Source organism: Bradyrhizobium ottawaense, assembly GCF_900099825.1.
GTDB lineage: Bacteria > Pseudomonadota > Alphaproteobacteria > Rhizobiales > Xanthobacteraceae > Bradyrhizobium > Bradyrhizobium ottawaense_A.
Genome location: NZ_LT629693.1, coordinates 4,526,126 through 4,541,481, shown reverse-complemented (window position 1 = coordinate 4,541,481; position 15,356 = coordinate 4,526,126). Strand labels below are relative to the sequence as shown.

The following is a 15,356-nucleotide window of genomic DNA, read 5'->3' as shown; positions in this document are numbered from 1 at the left end:
TTTTGAGTCCGGCAGCATTCGCATCATCCCGAGATAGTCGCCCGCCTTCACCGCACCCGTTCGCCGTCGACCCACCATGTCTTGCCGCGATGCGTCACCACGGCATAGCCATCGTCGTCCTCGTTGGTGACATCGACCGGCGTGCCTTTCGGCAGCCGAATCGGACAGTTCCGGTTGATCTGCCCGCCCTTCGGCGTCAGCGACTGCATCGTATATTGGTGCGCGGCTCCCCAACTCGTGCAGGCATAGGTTTCGGCGCTGATCACCCCGGAGCGCGCGTCGGCAGGCGTTAAGCGAATGACGAGCGCGACCGCGAGCACGGCGGTTTTCAACAACGCCCTGGTCATGATCGCCTCTCCTCTACGCGGGCTCACGCGCGTATTTCGACGCAGCCACCACGACCCTTAACGACAGGCTCAACGTCAACGCGACGACACTACCCATTATCATTGCGGCCGGCGTGGCGCGATAGACCGAGCCCCCGATCAATGCGACCATCGACGCGCCGATCGTGCCGCCGATGGACTGGATGGCGCCGAGCAATGCCGATGCCGCGCCCGCTCTGTCGCCAAAATCGGTCATCGCCATCGAGACCGTCACCGGCAAGGCAAGGCCGCACCCCAGGCAGAAGAAGGTGATGGTTCCCAGCAGATAGGGCGCCGAGATCGGAATCCATGCCATCGCGACCGAACTCGCCAACGCAATCAGCGAACCGACACGCACGATCGTCGCCGGCTGAACGCGCGTTGCGGTCCCTCTCGCCAGCGAGGCGCCCAATATCGTGCCGCACACGGCCACGGCCGGAAAACATCCAACCAAAGCCGGGCTCAATTGCAGCCCTTTCACAAAGATCGGGGCGACACTCACCAAAAATGCAAACATCGATGCGATCAGGGCTGCAGCGACCAGGTTTGGAACAACGAAACTCCGGGAAGTCAGGATATTTTTATAAGTAGCGAAGACTGCCTTGACGTTGACCGGTGCAGCCGGCGTCTTTTTCGTTTCCGGCAGAAGCAGCATGCCGGCAAATACGACGCATCCGTAGCTGGCAGCGAATGCGAAGATCGCGCGCCATCCAAGCCACGCAGCAAGAAGCCCGCCGAACAGCGGCGCAACCGCCGGAGCCAGCGAAAACACCAGTGTTACTGCACTCAACAATCGCGTGAGCTGCGAACCGGAATGGAGATCGCGGGCGATGGCGCGACTCAAGATGATTCCGGCGCAGGCGCCGACCGCCTGAAATACCCGGCCGATAAACAACCACGCGATCGAGGGCGCCGCGGCAGCGAAGATGCTGCCCACGATATAGAGCCCCAGCGCCGGGAAAAGCAGTTGACGGCGTCCCATCGAGTCGGCGATGGCGCCGACGACCAGTCCAGCCAGCGCGCCCGTTACCAGCCCCAGCGAAACGGTGGTTTGAACGATCTCTGTCCGGACACCCAGGCCATCGGCGATGATCGTGATCGCCGGGATATAGGCCGTGACCGCGAACTCGCCAAGCGCGACCAATCCGGCCAGCAGGAACGGAGTAGCCTTTGGCGCGGTTGCAATCGCATCTGTCACGACGTCATCCCTTTCAACAAGGCTGGGGCGATCGCCGAAGGCGGCGACGGCGAGAATCACGCCAGCCTCGATCATCACCTTCTTGAGTTTCGGGACAACCCGCCAACACGCCTTCCAGAGCGTAGGGAAGGCCTCTCGTCATCCTGTTCGTTAATTCCACTGCAATCACAACGTGATGTTTTGAGCGATTGTGCTCGAGCAAAAATGCTCCCGAGCGAATACCGATTTACCTCTCTTTCAGGAATGTCCCGTACACCTACGGGCGTCGAGGCCGCTTCATCCCCTGAGCAGGAGGTGTTGCGGCTCTCCACATGGTGCACCCGAGGTCGCGAATGGCCGAGGAGCTGCCACCAAGCTGACGCAGATCAGCGGCCGCTCAGACTTTCCACGCGCCCCAGGAACTCCCGTGCCCGTTCAGGATTTTCTCAACCAACGATCGGTCAACGTCACCGTTGACGGAAGCTATACGCTGCCAAACTGGTATGACCCGCAAGGCAAGCTTCGCACCTTTGCCTGCCGCACCACGCGCGTGTCGCCGTTCCGGATGATCGTCGAGGTCCCGGTCGTGGGCAAGGTCGGCGACCGCCTCACTTCCTATTTTCGCGACTTCGGGAAGTTCGAGGGCAGCATCAGCGACACGATGGAACGCAGCTTCCTGCTCGAACTGGAGATGAGCCGCGCCAGGCGCGAAAAACTCTCGGACATGCTGATCTGGCTGGAGAAGAAACAGAAGAATCCCGCCATCAAGTGCATCAGGAAGGACGCGCGGTTCGTGCCGCCAAATCACCATTCGACGCTGACCCTGGCGGACGGATCGGTGCATCCCTGCTTCATCATCGATATGTCGGTCTCCGGTGTCGCGGTCTCGTCACCGGTGCAGCCGCCGATCGGCATGCCGCTTGCGGTCGGCGCGTGCATCGGCCGCGTCGTCCGGCTGCTGCCCAACGGTATAGCCATCCAGTTTATCGAGCGGCAGAACTCCAGGGCGCTCGAGCGCCTGACGGCCAGAGTGGTTCAGACCGGGCCTGCGGCCGATCCCGGCGCGTCGGAGCCAGCCGCTTCCGGTGACGTCATCGCAGTGTGAGAGGATGCTGGTCGGCCAAATCCCAGGATGTTCTTTTGACGGCTCGACCCACCCTGGATTAAAATCCAGGTGCGGCACGACCATAGAGCGAATCGATCGTATTTTGGGGAGTGGCAGCGATGGCGACTTATTCGATAGACGATCTCAGCCGCCGTGAAATCTTGAGGATGTCCGCGGTGCTTGGCATCGCGAGCGCCGCCTCAAACAGGCCTGCGATTGCGCAAACGGCCGGGCAGCGCACGCCAGAGCAAATACTGGGTCCCTTTTATCCGCTGAAGCCGCTTGGTCAAAATGCCGATCTGACAAAGGTGCCCGGCCGGCCGGGGCGCGCGGCGGGCCTCGTCCTGAATGTTGTGGGGCGAGTGCTCAATCTGAAGGGTGAGCCCGTTCGCAACGCGAAAGTTGAAATATGGCAGGCCAACACGCATGGACGCTATACGCATCCAGGCGATCACAATCCCGTGCCTCTCGATTCGAACTTTGAAGGGTCAGCCCTTCTGACGACTAACAACGATGGCCGGTATCGATTCAAGACGATCAAGCCCGCCGCATATCCCGCGGGGCCCAACAGAATGCGGCCCGCACACATTCACTTCCAGGTCTCGGGTCGGCAGGACAGACTTGTGACTCAGATGTATTTTGAAGGTGACCCTTACCTCGAACCGGACCGCTTTTTTCAAACCGCATTGGAGCAAAAGGACTTGCTTGTCGCCAAGCTATTGCAGCCAACCTCGGAAATGGAGCCGGAGTCGAAATTGGTGGAGTTCAACATCGTGCTGAATGCAGGCTAGCCGAGGGGGCGTCGAAAGCGTCCCGGGCCGGGTTCCCAGACTCAACGAGGTTGACACCTCCAGACAAACAAGCGAGGCGCGTCTCGCGCCTGCGAGACGCCTGCATCTTTTGGCTAGTGCGACCACTCCTCAGGGAACGCTTGTTTCGCCACGGCGTTCCAACTCAAGAGGAGGAATTCGCCATGAAACTGAGAGGATTGTTTATCGCAGCGGCCGTGCTGCTGATGCCGACCGCCGCACTGGCGGCGCCGGGCATCGTCACCACCACAGTCAGCCTGAGGGCAGGGCCCGGTGAAGGCTTTCCGACGGTCGACCGCATTCCCGGCGGCGCCCGTGTCAACATCCATGGGTGTCTCAGAGGCACCGCTTGGTGCGATGTGAGCTGGTCGGATGATCGTGGCTGGGTGTCGTCGCAATATCTCGAATATCTCTACCGCAACCGCTACGTCTATCTGCCCGACTATGTCGACGAGATCGACGCTCCCGTTGTGCCGTTCGTGCTGACTTCGTACTGGTCGAGCTACTATGCGGGGCGTCCCTGGTATCATCGTCGTGCCTACTGGAGCGGCTACTGGCAATCGCATGAGCGCTTCGCGACGCGATTGACCATCGACCGCTCGGCGGCTCGGATCGGCCGCGCGGCGGCAGCGCGCGACGCTGCGCTCTCCGAGGCAAAGGCGCGTGTCGGTGTCGAAGAGAGGTCGCGTGCCCGTGTCGAGGAACGGACCCGCGTCGGCGTGAAGGAGCGAACCCGCGCCGGTGTGACGGAACGCGTGACGCGGGAGAAAGACATTGCTACGCGTAGCACGCGCGAAGGGCAGGAACGCGCGGTGCAGGCCCGCATGACGCGCGAGAACGCGCGGATGACGCGTGAGAACGCAAGAGTGGCCGTGCGCGAGCAGCCGATGGCCCGCGCCCGCACGCAGATGCCGCCGATCATGGCCCGCGGTCATGACGAACCGCGTGCGGTTGCGCCGCGGATCGAGCGCGCCACGCCCCACATGGCACAGCCCAATGCGGCGCGCGGCGGCGGTGGCCCGCCGATGAACGCACGCGCGCAGATGCCGGCCCCGGCCGCCCCGCGCGCAGCAGCGCCCGCGATGCCGCAGGCCGGCGGCGCGCCGCACATCAACGCCGCACCGCGCGGTGGCGGCGGACCGGGCGGTGGCGGAGGCCACGGCCAGGACAAGCGCCAATGAACGAAAAGCCCGGCCTTGAGCCGGGCTTTTTTTGCTCGACGAGTTGCTGGCGACTTACTGTGCTGCCGTCCAACACCGTCATTGCACGCCTGACCTCAACCAATCGTCCGAGCGAGCACACCGAGCCAGTTGGCTGAGCCTAACTTCTTCAATAATTGTTCGGAGTAACCACCTTGCCGCAGAGCGTCGATCAGTACCGGCAATCCGGACGCCGAGCCGATTTTCTCCGGCACCATCGCGCCATCGAAATCCGATCCGAACCCGACGTGGTCCTCGCCGACCTTCTCGATGAGGTAGTCGAGTTGACGCACCATCAGCTCAATCTCGGTATCCCGCCGCATGTTGCCGTCAGGACGAAGAAAGCAGGTGGCGAAGTTGAGACCGACCATGCCCTTGGTATCGCGGATGGCCGCCAGTTGCCGGTCCGTCAGGTTTCTCGGCGAAGGACACAAAGCATGCGCATTGGAGTGGGTCGCAACCAATGGCGCTTTCGAAAGCCGCGCGACGTCCCAAAAGCCCTTTTCGGTGATGTGCGAGAGATCGACGAGAATCTTCATTTCGTTGCAGGCACTGATGAGCTTTTCACCGGCAGCCGTCAGGCCATCGCCGGTATCGGGCCCGCCGGGAAACGCGAAGGGAACGCCATGGCCAAATATGTTGTTACGGCTCCAGACCGGGCCCAGCGAGCGTAAACCCGCTGCATATAATATTTCAAGAAAGTTCAGATCGCCGTCGATGGCCTCGCATCCTTCAAGGTGAAGCACCACCGCCAAGGTCCCGCGTTCGATCGCCGCGGCGATCTCAGCCGCCGTCCTGCAGATCGCGACAGCGCCCTGGGACGCACGCACGATCCTCAGCAGGATGGCCAGTTCTCCGGAGAGAGATTTTCGTGCCTCGTCCATTTCAAGCGGAGGCGGAAGCGGCAACGCATATTTTCCGCCGGTCATTTGCGTGCTCAACGACGCGAAGTTGCCGGGCGACGGGCAGTACATCGCGAAGAAGCCGCCCACCAGGGAGCCGGCCCTGGCCTTCTTCAAATCGATATGGCCGGCGTCTTCGCCAAACAGGAAATCGGACACCACGTCGCCGGAAGCCGACTTGTAGAGGCGCAGCAGCACATCGTTGTGGCCGTCGAAAACTGAGATGCTTGATGTCATTGATCCTCGGCGAGCGACGACAGTGATCCCGGATTGCGAGTTTTGCTACAGATCCACCACCACGTAATCGCTCTCGACCGATACGGCGAGGGTCTCGGCGATATACGGCCCCTTCACCACGCGCGAACCCGGCTCGACATTGACCGGATAGGCGCGGGCGCGAAAGCGCTTGGGGTCGCAGTAGGACTGGCCGGTGCGGATATCGAATTCCCAGCCGTGCCACGGGCAGCGGATGATCTCGCCGAGCTTGGTGTATTCGATTTCGCCGGGATCGCTGGATTGTGCCAGCCCGATCAGCGGGCCCTCGCACAAGGCCGCGCCCTGATGCGGACAGCGGTTCAACAGGCCGAAGAACTCGCCCTTGATGTTGAAGATCGCGATCGGCCGCTCATCGATGGTGAGAAATTTTCGCGTCCCCGGCGGCAACTCGTCCACCGGGGCGATCACATGTCTCGTCATTCAGGAAATACCGTAAAGCTTCTTGGCATTGTCGAGATAGAACGCCTGCTTGTTGACGTCGCTGACGCCGGCCGGCAGCACGCGCGACGGCTCGTCGAAATCCCAATGCGGGTAGTCGGTCGCGAACAGCAACTTGTCCCAGCCGATCCATTCGATCAGCTCAAACAGATGCTCGCGCCGTTCCGGGTCTTCCATCGGCTGCGTGGTCCACCAGATGTGGTCGCGGATATATTCCGACGGCTTGCGCTTCAGATGCGGCACCTCCGAGTGCAGCCGCTCGAAATTCTTGTCGAGCCGCCACGCCAACGACGGCGCCCAGCCGAAGCCGGCCTCGATCATCACCATCTTCAGCTTTGGATAGCGTTCGAACACGCCTTCCAGGACAAGACTGGCCAGCGCGGTCTGCTGGCACTGCGAATGGCCGACCATTTCCTCGATATAAAAACTCGGCCAGCCCGACGCCGTGATCGGATTGCCGCCGAAGCCGAAGGCATGGACGCCGATCGGAAGCCCGATCTCCTGTGCCGCCTCGTAGATCGGCCAGTAGCGGCGCTGGCCGAGCGGTTCGACGTTGCGGCTGAGCAGCAGCACCTGCACGAAATTCTTGTCGCCGGCGCGCTTGCGGATTTCGGCGGCCGCGGTCGGGCCGTCCTCATTGCCGACGACGATCGAACCCTTGAGGCGGGAGTCTTTGCTCGTCCATTTGTCGATCTGCCAGTCGTTGATCGCGGTCGCCAGTGCGGCGCTGAGGTCGTGGTTGCGCAGGCCCTGCCCGGTGGCGAGCGGATTGAGCACGCCGAGCACCACGTTATGCGGATCGAGCAGTTGCTTCTGCATGAAGGACAGCGAGGAGCCCTGCGGGCCGCCTTCCGGAGGATAAGCGTCGCGGCGCGAGGCATTGGGCTGCGCCTTCGGATAGGGCGGGCCTTCCATCATGCCCTGATAGGCTTGCTTGCCGTAGGTCTCGAGATGCGTGTGCCAGCGCTTGGCGAGGAACGGGTACAATTCGGTCGCGGTCGCGCGCGCCGGATGAATGTCGCAATCGGCGATCGCGGTCTTGACGCTGACGGATGCGGACGGTTCGGGACGGAACTGCACATTCATGGCGCGATCTCCTTATGTCCCTGCCCGCGCCGGCTGCTTCAACCGGCCGTAGGTCGCGAGCGGATTGTCGATCATGATCTTGCGGACGAGATCGGGCGAGATCCCGTCAGGCAGCACAGAATCACCGTCGAACTGCCAGTGCGGATAGTCGGTCGAGAATAGAAGCAATTCGTCCGACTGCATATGGTCAAACAAGCGGTTCAGGGTCGCGGGATCCGGCGGCGCGTCGACCGGCTGCAGCGAGAAGCGGATGTTGCCGCGCACAATTTCCGCCGGCGCGCGGTCGACCCAGGGCGTTTCCATCCGCACCCCGCGCCAGAACTTGTGCAGCCGCCACAGGAAGGCCGGCAGCCAGGTGAAGCCACTCTCCAGCATCACCATTTTCAGGTTCGGATGCCGGGCGAATACGCCTTCGACGATCAGGCTGGTGAGCTGGGTCTGGAACGCCTGCGCCTGGGCGACGTAATCCTCGATGTGATAGGAGCCCCAGCCGACGGAACTTGGCGGGTTGTGATAGGCGCTGCCGGCATGGATGCCGATGGCGAGACCCAACCGCTCGGCGGTGGCATAGATCGGCCACAGCGCACGCTTGCCGAGCGGCACGTCACCCATGACCAGCATCAGCACCTGGACGAAGCGTTTGTCCTTGGCGCAGCGCTCGATCTCGGCAACGGATTTTTCGACGCTCTGGGTCGGAATCACGATCGAGCCGCGCAGGCGCGAATCCTTGTCGAGCCACTCTTTCACCAGCCAGTCGTTCAGCGCGCGGCAGAACGCGTCCTGCATGTCCTCGGAAAACACCATCTGCACGCCGTAGAGCGGGTTGCAGATGCCAAAGGCGGTCTGAAACGGATCCAGCGCCTGTTTCTGCATGTCGGCGAGGCTGGAGCCCGGCTTGCCCTGCGCCGGCCGCCAGTCCGGACGCGCCGAGATCGGCGAATTGACCGGATAGGATTGCGAGACCAGATCGGTCATGCCGCGCGTCGTCACCTGGTCGCGCCAGTAGTCGTTCATATAGGGCAGCAGGGTGGTGAGATGAGGAACGGCGGGATGCAGATCGCAATCCACGCCACCTGCAATCGGCGACGTCATGATGTTTCCTGAGCTTCCTCGTGCGGGCCCGCGTGTGCTCTCAGGCTTCTGCAAGCCACGCCGCCGGTTCGTTGGCTGCATTCAATCAGCCCCGCCGCCGCGCCGCAACTCGGCAAACGTGACCCTCCTGTGCTAGGAGGGCATGGGTGCCCCAACGCTTGGGGTGCTAGGAAGCATTGGAAGCCGGGAGATTCTTCATGATTCGGATGGCACGCGCGGCAATGGCCGTCACTCTTCTCTCGGCCGGTCTCCTGACCGGCGGCGTACTTGCCCAACAAACGCCGCCTGCAGTACAGCCCGCAGCACCTGCCACCCCGCCGCCGGACGATTTTTCAAAAGTCGAGATCAAGACCACCGACCTCGGCGACAACGTCTATATGCTCGAAGGCCAGGGCGGAAATATCACCGTGGCGCTGGGAAACAGCGGCATCATCATGGTCGACGGCCAGTACGCGCCGCTGCACGACAAGATCAAGGCGGCAATTGCCGCGATCTCGAACCTGCCGGTCAAATACCTGATCAACACGCACTATCACGGCGACCACACCGGCGGAAACGAAGCCTTCGCCAGGGACGGCGTCACGATCGTCGCCCAGATTCATGTCAAGAGCAGGCTCGCGGCCGGCACCACCAACGGCCTGACCGGCGCCAAGACGCCGCCGGCGGCCCCCGGCGCGCTGCCGACCGAGACCTATGAGGTGTTCTCCAAGGTCAGGCTTCCCGGCCGCGTCGCCGACCTCAAGCACGTCCGCAACGCCCATACCGACGGCGACACCTATGTCTGGTTCAAGACCGCCAACGTGCTGGCGACCGGCGATACCTTCACCAACGGCCGCTATCCCAACATCGACTTCGCCAATGGCGGCAACATCAAGGGCATGATCGCGGCCGCCGACGCCTATCTCAAGCTGACCAACGCCAAGACACGCATCGTGCCCGGCCACGGGCCGATCGCCGACAAGGCCGCGCTCACCGAATATCGCACCATGCTGGTGACCGCGCGCGACCGCATGGCGAAGCTGGTGAAGGACGGCAAGAGCGAGGCCGACGTGATCGCCGCAAAACCGTTCGCCGATCTCGACAAGAAGTGGGCGCCGACCGAACTCGCCGCCACCAACTTCGTTCGCGTGGTCTACAACTCGCTGGCGAAGCCCGCCGAAGATAAAAAGTCGTTGCTGAAACGCCTGCTGAAGCGGAGCTGAAGTCCATGAAGGAACTCGTTGGGATCGCCGAGCAGATCGCGGCCAAGCTGATCGCGCGCAAACAGACCATTGCGATTGCGGAATCATCGACCGGCGGGCTGATCTCGGCAGCGCTGCTGTCGGTGCCGGGCGCGTCGGCGTATTTTCTCGGCGGCGCCGTGGTCTATACCCGCGATGCGCGGCAGCTGTTGATGGACATCCCTGATGATGCGATGAAGGGCATTCGCTCGGCGTCGGAGCCTTACGCGAAATTGCTGGCGAGCCAGGTTCGTCAGCGTTTTGCGACCGACTGGGGCCTGTCGGAAACCGGCGCCACCGGTCCGACCGGCAACCGCTACGGCGACGCCGCCGGCCATAGCTGCATGGCGGTCGCAGGCCCCGCGCAGGCCGTGTTCACGCTGGAAACGGGAAGCGGGGACCGGCAAGCCAACATGGACGCATTCGCGTCGACGGCGCTGAAATTGCTGCTGCAGAATTTGGGTTAGCTCGTCGTCCCGGCGAACGCCGGGACCCATAACCACAGGATTTAGCGGTTAAGCAAAAGTCGTCGAACAGCGTCTCTCAACACGAGCGGCACGGCGTATGGGTCCCGGCGTTCGCCGGGACGACAGGAAAATCACTTCTCCCGGAACGAGCGCATCAACTGGTCGCTCAAGGGCTTCATCAGATAGGAAAACATCGTGCGGTCGCCGGTCTGCACGAAGGCTTCCACCGGCATGCCGGGGATGATCTTGTTCTCGCCGCCGAGGCGGGCGACTTCTGCCGGCGGCATCGAGACGCGGATGGTGTAGTAGGCCTGCCCGGTGCGCTGATCGGTGGTGACGTCGGCCGAGACGCGGGTGACGACGCCGTTCAATTCCGGCGTGGTGCGCTGGTTGAAGGCCGACAGCCGCAGCAGCGTCTTCTGGCCAATCTGCAGCTTGTCGATGTCCTGCGGATTGACCTTGGCCTCGACCGACAGCGCGTCGGCCTGCGGCACGATCATCATGATGGCGTCGCCGGCGGTGATGACGCCGCCGACGGTATGCACCGTCGACTGCAGCACCATGCCGTCCTGCGGCGCGCGGATGTCGATACGGCGCAATTGATCCTCGGCGGTGACCTTGCGTTCGACGAACTCGCCGATCTTGTCGTTGCTCTCGCGCAGATCCTTGGAGACCTCGCTGACCATGTCCTTGTCGACCTGGATGATCTGCAGTTCGGTCTCGGTGATCTTGCCCTTTGCCTGCGCGCGCGAGGCGATGTACTGCGCCCGCTCGCCCGATAGCCGGGCGGCATCGCGCTCCAGCGTCGTCAGCCGCGAGATCTGCACCAGATGCTGGTCGTAGAGCTGGCGCACGCCGATCAGTTCCTTTTCGACCAGCGCGATTTCCTTGTCTTTCGACTGCTCCTGGGCCGTGAGACCCGCGATTTCCTCGTTGAGCTGGGTGACGCGCTCGCGCAACTGCGCCTTTTGCCCGGATCGTCCGTTGACGCGAACCTCGAACAATTTGGTTTCGCTGGCCATGACGTCCCGCACGTCGGGATCGCTGGCCTGGTCGGTCAGCTGCGGCGGAAACTTGATCTTGTCGAGCCCGCGCTGCTCGGCTTCGAGTCGCGCCGCGCGCGCCCACAGCCCGTTCAGCGTCTTGACCACGATGGCAAGGCTCGCCTTCACCACCGTCTCGTCGAGGCGCACGACGATGTCGCCGGCCTTGACGGTGTCGCCGTCATGCGCGCGCACCTCGCCGACCACGCCGCCGGTCGGGTGCTGAACTTTCTTGACGTTGGAATCGACCACCACCGCGCCCGGCGCGATCAGCGCGCCCGAGATCTGCACCGTCGAGGCCCAGGTGCCGAAGCCGCCGGCCAGCACCAGCATCACGGCGAGACCGACAATCATATGCGCCCGGATCGAGCGCCGCGCGCCCTTCAGTTCGCTCTTCGGCCCGCCCTTCGATTCCTGGGTCATGATTTGTGTCCCGCATCGGAAACGATCTTGATCGGCGGCGGCGGCGCGACGCGCTGCAACACCTGGCCGAGAACGGCTTCCTTCGGACCGAAGGCCTGCATGCGGCCGTCCTTCAGCACCAGCAGTTGATCGACCGCCTCGATCCCGATCGGCCGGTGCGCCACCACGATCACGATGGCGCCGCGCTCGCGGGCGCCGCGGACCGCGCGGGTCAGCGCCTCGTCGCCCTCGGTATCGAGGTTGGAGTTCGGTTCGTCGAGCACGATCAGGAACGGATTGCCGTACAGCGCCCGCGCCAGCGCCACGCGCTGTGCCTGCCCCGCCGAAAGCGCGGTGCCCTGCTCGCCGATCTGGCTGTCATAGCCCTCGCGCATCTTGATGATCATGTCATGCACGCCGGCTTCCTTGGCGGCGGCGATGATCGCTTCCGAACTGGCGTCGGGATCGAAGCGGCAGATGTTCTGCGCCACCGAGCCCGCGAACAGTTCGACGTCCTGCGGCAGATAGCCGATGTTGGCGCCGAGCACGTCCGACGACCACTGGTCGAGCGCAGCACCGTCAAGCCGCACCTTGCCGCGGAACGGCGTCCAGACGCCGACCAGCGCGCGCACCAGCGACGACTTGCCCGATCCGCTCGGCCCGATGATGCCGACGCCGGTACCGGCCTCGACCGCAAACGTAACGTCCTGCACGATGACGCGCTGGTCGCCGGGCGGCACGATGGCGACGCCCTCGACCGACAGCCGCTTCGTCGGGTTCTGCAGCAGGGTTTGCGTGCCCGACGCCGGCATCTGCAGCAGAAGCTTGTTGAGGCGATGCCAGCTCTGGCGGGCGGCGACAAAGCCCTTCCAGTGGGCGATCGCGAGATCGACCGGCGCCAGCGCCCGCGCGCTCAGGATCGAGCCCGCGATGATGATGCCGGCGGTCGCTTCCTGGTGGATCACCAGATAGGCGCCGACGCCGAGCACGGCCGACTGCAGCATCATGCGCAAGACCTTGGCGACCGCGCCGAGACCGCCGGCGACGTCGCTGGCGCGCTGGTTGCCGGCCAGATAGTTTTCGTTGGCCTCGCTCCAGCGCTTGGTCAGCCGTCCGGACATGCCCATCGCGACCAGCACTTCGGCGTTGCGCCGGCTGGTGGCGGCGAGATCGTTGCGGCGGGCGGCCAGCGTCATCGCCTCGCGGGCGGGCTGGCGCGACAGGAATTCGGTGATCAGGGTCAGCGTCACCAGAATGATGGCGCCGACCAGAGCGGTGAGGCCGAGCAGCCAGTGGAACGCGAAACAGATCGCCAGATAGAATGGCAGCCACGGCAGATCGAAGAACGCGCCCGGTCCCATGCTGCCGAGGAACGACCTGACATTGTCGAGATCGCGCAGCGGCTGCAGGCCCTCGTTGCGGCTGCCGACCAGCAGCGGCAGCCGAACGACGGTGTCGAACACGCGGGCGTTGATGGCTTCGTCGAGCGAGGTCCCGATACGTCCGAGAATGCGGCCGCGGAGCAGGTCGAGAAAGCCTTGCGCGATGTAGAGGCCGGCGGCGAGAATGACCAGGCCGACCAGGGTCGGCACGCTGCGGCTCGGCAGCACGCGGTCGTAGACTTCGAGCATGAAAATCGAGCCGGTCAGATACAGCAGATTGATCATGCAACTCATGACGCCGACGCCGATGAAGGCGTCGCGACAGGCGCGCAACGCTTCAACGAGTTCGGAACGCCGGACGCCGGAAGCGGCTGCCATTAATGCGTTTCTCTTCAAATGAAATCGGGTGACGTGTAACGGGCTGGTTTTACCGATGTTTTCGGCCAGCGTCTATTTAAGTCACGTTAACCTGAATTCATATGAACCGGATCACCCGTCGGAACCACGTCAAAGTGACGTGAATGGCGGTTAACCCGATGCCGGTATCGGCTTTGACGCGCCTTCGGCCGCAACCTTGGGAAACGGCACCAGGATCACGGACATCGAGACCCGGCCGATCTCGCCCATAACGTCGAGCAGCACGCCACTGCCGGCCCCGAGGCCTGCCGCCGGACGCCACCTCGTTTCGGCGCGGACGCCGACCCACGGACTGGACGGCGGCCTGAACAATTGCACGGTCAGGTTCGGGTTCGGGTCGGCGACCACGTTCTGGACCGGCCTGGCGATGCCGTGGGTCCAGTCCGCCGGACCCAGCAGGGATGACAGCGGCAGGCATCCGGCGCCATCGATGATGGCATGGTCGAGACGGAACCAGGCGACTCCGTCGCCCTCGCGCGCCTCCATGGCATCCATGAACCATGGCTTGCCGTGCGCCGCGCGCCGGGTGCGGACCGGGAACCGCAGCGGATCGATGGCGGCGCTGACGGGATCGGCAAAGCCTGAGTCAGGAAGAACTGGGATTTCGACGGCGCGTTCACGCGACAGCGTCACCCGAACGGTGGCGCAGGGCTGATCGTCATTGGCCGGCCACAGCGTGTTGTCGATCACGCTGACCCGGCCGCCTTCGCTGACGACCGAAAGTTGCGTTCGCAAATCCGTCATCGGGGTCGGCCGCAAGAACCACGCCGAGGCCGAGATCGCCGTGCCCCATTTCCGCTCGCCTGCCTGCGCCTCGATCTCCGCCGTCAAGAGGCTGGCGACCGCCCCGCCCTGCAGCCCCGCGAACGGCCCGGCGGCCAGCGCGGAGGGGTTCCATCGATGGGGATGACCGGAGGGTTCGAAGATGGCCACGGAAGGCACTTTCTGAGATGAGAAATATGGAGCGATAAGCTAATCTGGCTGAATGCGATGCCTTCAACAAAAGGGATTTTGTCACCTCAGATGAATATTATTCATCCCGCGCACGTCCCCGGATACGCGCTGCGCGCGATTCCGCCACTGACCGCGCTGCTGGCGTTCGAGCGCGCCGCCACGCAATTGAGCTTTCGCCGCGCCGCGCGCGACCTGTCGCTCAGCCCGTCGGCGATCAGCCACCAGATTCGCGGGCTGGAAGCGCAGTTCGGCGTCAAGCTGTTCGTGCGCGGCGCGCGCTCGGTGCGGCTGACCGCCGACGGCGAACGTTATCTGGCGAAAGTCGCGGTGGCGCTGGCGACGCTGCAGGATGCCGGCCGCGACATGCTGCAGCATCGCCGCGACGCCTCAAGCGAACTCTGGATCAGTTCGCTGCCGTTTTTCACCTCCGCGGTGCTGCTGCCGGCGTTGCCGGATTTCAAGCGGCGCCATCCCGCTCTCACGCTGCGCATCGAAGCCACACATCAATATGCCGACTTCAATTCGTCACGCGTCGACGTCGCCATCCGCTATGGTCGCGAACATTCGACCGGGCTGAAATTCGAACCGCTGGTCACGGTGAAGGGATTGCCGGTCTGCGCGCCGGCGCTGGTCAAACAAGGCTTGCGAACACCGGAAGACCTGTCGCGCGAGGTGCTGATTCACCTGACGACACAACCGCGCGCCTGGCCCGCCTGGCTCAAGGAGGCTGGCCTGTCGCACCTCGTCCCGCGCGGCCATCTCTGGCTCGACAGCGTACCGGCGATGCTGGAGGCCGCCGAACACGGGCTCGGCGTCACGCTGGCGATGGCGCCGCTGATCAAGACGCGTCCCGGCTACGGCAAGCGGCTGGTGGCGCCGTTTGCGTTTGAAGGCGCCTATCACGAGACGATCTATCTGGTCTCCCGCACCGAACAGGCACGCGACCGCCGCATCGGCGCGCTGCGGAAGTGGATCATGGAAGCCGTCGCGCGCGCGAAGTAGCTAACGGCGTCCGCGATGCC

Annotated in this window: 15 protein-coding genes; 6 read left to right on the top strand and 9 right to left on the bottom strand. The window is 63.7% G+C overall.

Going from position 1 to position 15,356, the window contains the following annotated elements:
• Positions 1 to 47 precede the first annotated feature (47 nt).
• Both BLR13_RS21165 and BLR13_RS21160 read right to left on the bottom strand, forming a co-directional pair.
• Complete coding sequence (locus BLR13_RS21165) at positions 48 to 347, bottom strand: hypothetical protein (RefSeq protein ID WP_074819915.1); 300 nt, start codon at positions 345 to 347, stop codon at positions 48 to 50.
• 13 nt (positions 348 to 360) lie between these two features.
• A complete protein-coding gene (locus BLR13_RS21160; RefSeq protein WP_074819919.1) occupies positions 361 to 1,638 on the bottom strand; it encodes a Bcr/CflA family efflux MFS transporter in 1,278 nt (425 codons plus the stop codon).
• 331 nt (positions 1,639 to 1,969) lie between these two features.
• On the opposite strand from BLR13_RS21160, the gene BLR13_RS21155 reads away from it, so the two are divergent.
• From BLR13_RS21155 to BLR13_RS21145, 3 genes are all read left to right on the top strand, one after another.
• The gene (locus BLR13_RS21155) at positions 1,970 to 2,647 is read left to right on the top strand and encodes a PilZ domain-containing protein (protein ID WP_244524911.1); all 678 of its coding nucleotides are present in this window, start codon (positions 1,970 to 1,972) and stop codon (positions 2,645 to 2,647) included.
• A gap of 119 nt (positions 2,648 to 2,766) precedes the next feature.
• A complete protein-coding gene (locus tag BLR13_RS21150) occupies positions 2,767 to 3,438 on the top strand; it encodes a protocatechuate 3,4-dioxygenase (protein WP_083387595.1) in 672 nt (223 codons plus the stop codon).
• Between the two features lie 182 nt (positions 3,439 to 3,620).
• The gene (locus BLR13_RS21145) at positions 3,621 to 4,637 is read left to right on the top strand and encodes an SH3 domain-containing protein (protein ID WP_074819921.1); all 1,017 of its coding nucleotides are present in this window, start codon (positions 3,621 to 3,623) and stop codon (positions 4,635 to 4,637) included.
• Between the two features lie 95 nt (positions 4,638 to 4,732).
• Here the strand turns inward: BLR13_RS21145 and BLR13_RS21140 are convergent, their stop codons facing one another.
• The 4 genes from BLR13_RS21140 to BLR13_RS21125 are packed head-to-tail and all read right to left on the bottom strand — an operon-like array spanning position 4,733 to position 8,449.
• Positions 4,733 to 5,794: a dipeptidase gene (locus BLR13_RS21140; RefSeq protein WP_074819923.1), complete on the bottom strand. Its 1,062-nt coding sequence runs from the start codon at positions 5,792 to 5,794 to the stop codon at positions 4,733 to 4,735.
• Between the two features lie 45 nt (positions 5,795 to 5,839).
• On the bottom strand, positions 5,840 to 6,253 hold the full coding sequence (locus tag BLR13_RS21135; protein WP_074819925.1) for a Rieske (2Fe-2S) protein: 414 nt from the start codon (positions 6,251 to 6,253) through the stop codon (positions 5,840 to 5,842).
• Complete coding sequence (locus BLR13_RS21130) at positions 6,254 to 7,357, bottom strand: amidohydrolase family protein (RefSeq protein WP_074819928.1); 1,104 nt, start codon at positions 7,355 to 7,357, stop codon at positions 6,254 to 6,256. It abuts the gene before it with no gap.
• Between the two features lie 12 nt (positions 7,358 to 7,369).
• Positions 7,370 to 8,449 (bottom strand): amidohydrolase family protein, encoded by a 1,080-nt coding sequence (locus tag BLR13_RS21125; protein ID WP_074819932.1) that lies wholly within the window; start codon positions 8,447 to 8,449, stop codon positions 7,370 to 7,372.
• A gap of 197 nt (positions 8,450 to 8,646) precedes the next feature.
• Here BLR13_RS21125 and BLR13_RS21120 point away from each other — a divergent pair, with 197 nt between their 5' ends.
• Both BLR13_RS21120 and BLR13_RS21115 read left to right on the top strand, forming a co-directional pair.
• On the top strand, positions 8,647 to 9,651 hold the full coding sequence (locus tag BLR13_RS21120; protein WP_079586092.1) for an MBL fold metallo-hydrolase: 1,005 nt from the start codon (positions 8,647 to 8,649) through the stop codon (positions 9,649 to 9,651).
• 5 nt (positions 9,652 to 9,656) lie between these two features.
• The gene (locus BLR13_RS21115; protein ID WP_074819935.1) at positions 9,657 to 10,136 is read left to right on the top strand and encodes a CinA family protein; all 480 of its coding nucleotides are present in this window, start codon (positions 9,657 to 9,659) and stop codon (positions 10,134 to 10,136) included.
• 131 nt (positions 10,137 to 10,267) lie between these two features.
• Here BLR13_RS21115 and BLR13_RS21110 read toward each other — a convergent pair whose 3' ends face one another.
• From BLR13_RS21110 to BLR13_RS21100, 3 genes are all read right to left on the bottom strand, one after another.
• Positions 10,268 to 11,602 (bottom strand): HlyD family type I secretion periplasmic adaptor subunit, encoded by a 1,335-nt coding sequence (locus BLR13_RS21110; protein ID WP_074819937.1) that lies wholly within the window; start codon positions 11,600 to 11,602, stop codon positions 10,268 to 10,270.
• The gene (locus BLR13_RS21105) at positions 11,599 to 13,341 is read right to left on the bottom strand and encodes a type I secretion system permease/ATPase (RefSeq protein ID WP_074819939.1); all 1,743 of its coding nucleotides are present in this window, start codon (positions 13,339 to 13,341) and stop codon (positions 11,599 to 11,601) included. The genes BLR13_RS21110 and BLR13_RS21105 overlap by 4 nt, the downstream gene beginning before the upstream one ends.
• A 150-nt stretch (positions 13,342 to 13,491) precedes the next feature.
• On the bottom strand, positions 13,492 to 14,313 hold the full coding sequence (locus BLR13_RS21100; RefSeq protein WP_074819940.1) for an acyl-CoA thioesterase domain-containing protein: 822 nt from the start codon (positions 14,311 to 14,313) through the stop codon (positions 13,492 to 13,494).
• Between the two features lie 90 nt (positions 14,314 to 14,403).
• Between BLR13_RS21100 and BLR13_RS21095 the strand changes: the two genes are divergently transcribed.
• Positions 14,404 to 15,336, top strand: coding sequence for a LysR substrate-binding domain-containing protein (locus tag BLR13_RS21095; RefSeq protein ID WP_074819943.1), 933 nt, complete (start codon positions 14,404 to 14,406; stop codon positions 15,334 to 15,336).
• Positions 15,337 to 15,356 lie beyond the last annotated feature (20 nt).

Bases quoted from the DNA above. Each gene is read 5' to 3' on its own strand.
- BLR13_RS21145 (WP_074819921.1), top strand. From the start codon at position 3,621: ATGAAACTGAGAGGATTGTTTATCGCAGCGGCCGTGCTGCTGATGCCG.
- BLR13_RS21165 (WP_074819915.1), bottom strand. From the start codon at position 347: ATGACCAGGGCGTTGTTGAAAACCGCCGTGCTCGCGGTCGCGCTCGTC.
- BLR13_RS21110 (WP_074819937.1), bottom strand. From the start codon at position 11,602: ATGACCCAGGAATCGAAGGGCGGGCCGAAGAGCGAACTGAAGGGCGCG.
- BLR13_RS21105 (WP_074819939.1), bottom strand. From the start codon at position 13,341: ATGGCAGCCGCTTCCGGCGTCCGGCGTTCCGAACTCGTTGAAGCGTTG.
- BLR13_RS21095 (WP_074819943.1), top strand. From the start codon at position 14,404: ATGAATATTATTCATCCCGCGCACGTCCCCGGATACGCGCTGCGCGCG.
- BLR13_RS21135 (WP_074819925.1), bottom strand. From the start codon at position 6,253: ATGACGAGACATGTGATCGCCCCGGTGGACGAGTTGCCGCCGGGGACG.
- BLR13_RS21120 (WP_079586092.1), top strand. From the start codon at position 8,647: ATGATTCGGATGGCACGCGCGGCAATGGCCGTCACTCTTCTCTCGGCC.
- BLR13_RS21130 (WP_074819928.1), bottom strand. From the start codon at position 7,357: ATGAATGTGCAGTTCCGTCCCGAACCGTCCGCATCCGTCAGCGTCAAG.
- BLR13_RS21140 (WP_074819923.1), bottom strand. From the start codon at position 5,794: ATGACATCAAGCATCTCAGTTTTCGACGGCCACAACGATGTGCTGCTG.
- BLR13_RS21125 (WP_074819932.1), bottom strand. From the start codon at position 8,449: ATGACGTCGCCGATTGCAGGTGGCGTGGATTGCGATCTGCATCCCGCC.
- BLR13_RS21115 (WP_074819935.1), top strand. From the start codon at position 9,657: ATGAAGGAACTCGTTGGGATCGCCGAGCAGATCGCGGCCAAGCTGATC.
- BLR13_RS21160 (WP_074819919.1), bottom strand. From the start codon at position 1,638: ATGATCGAGGCTGGCGTGATTCTCGCCGTCGCCGCCTTCGGCGATCGC.
- BLR13_RS21150 (WP_083387595.1), top strand. From the start codon at position 2,767: ATGGCGACTTATTCGATAGACGATCTCAGCCGCCGTGAAATCTTGAGG.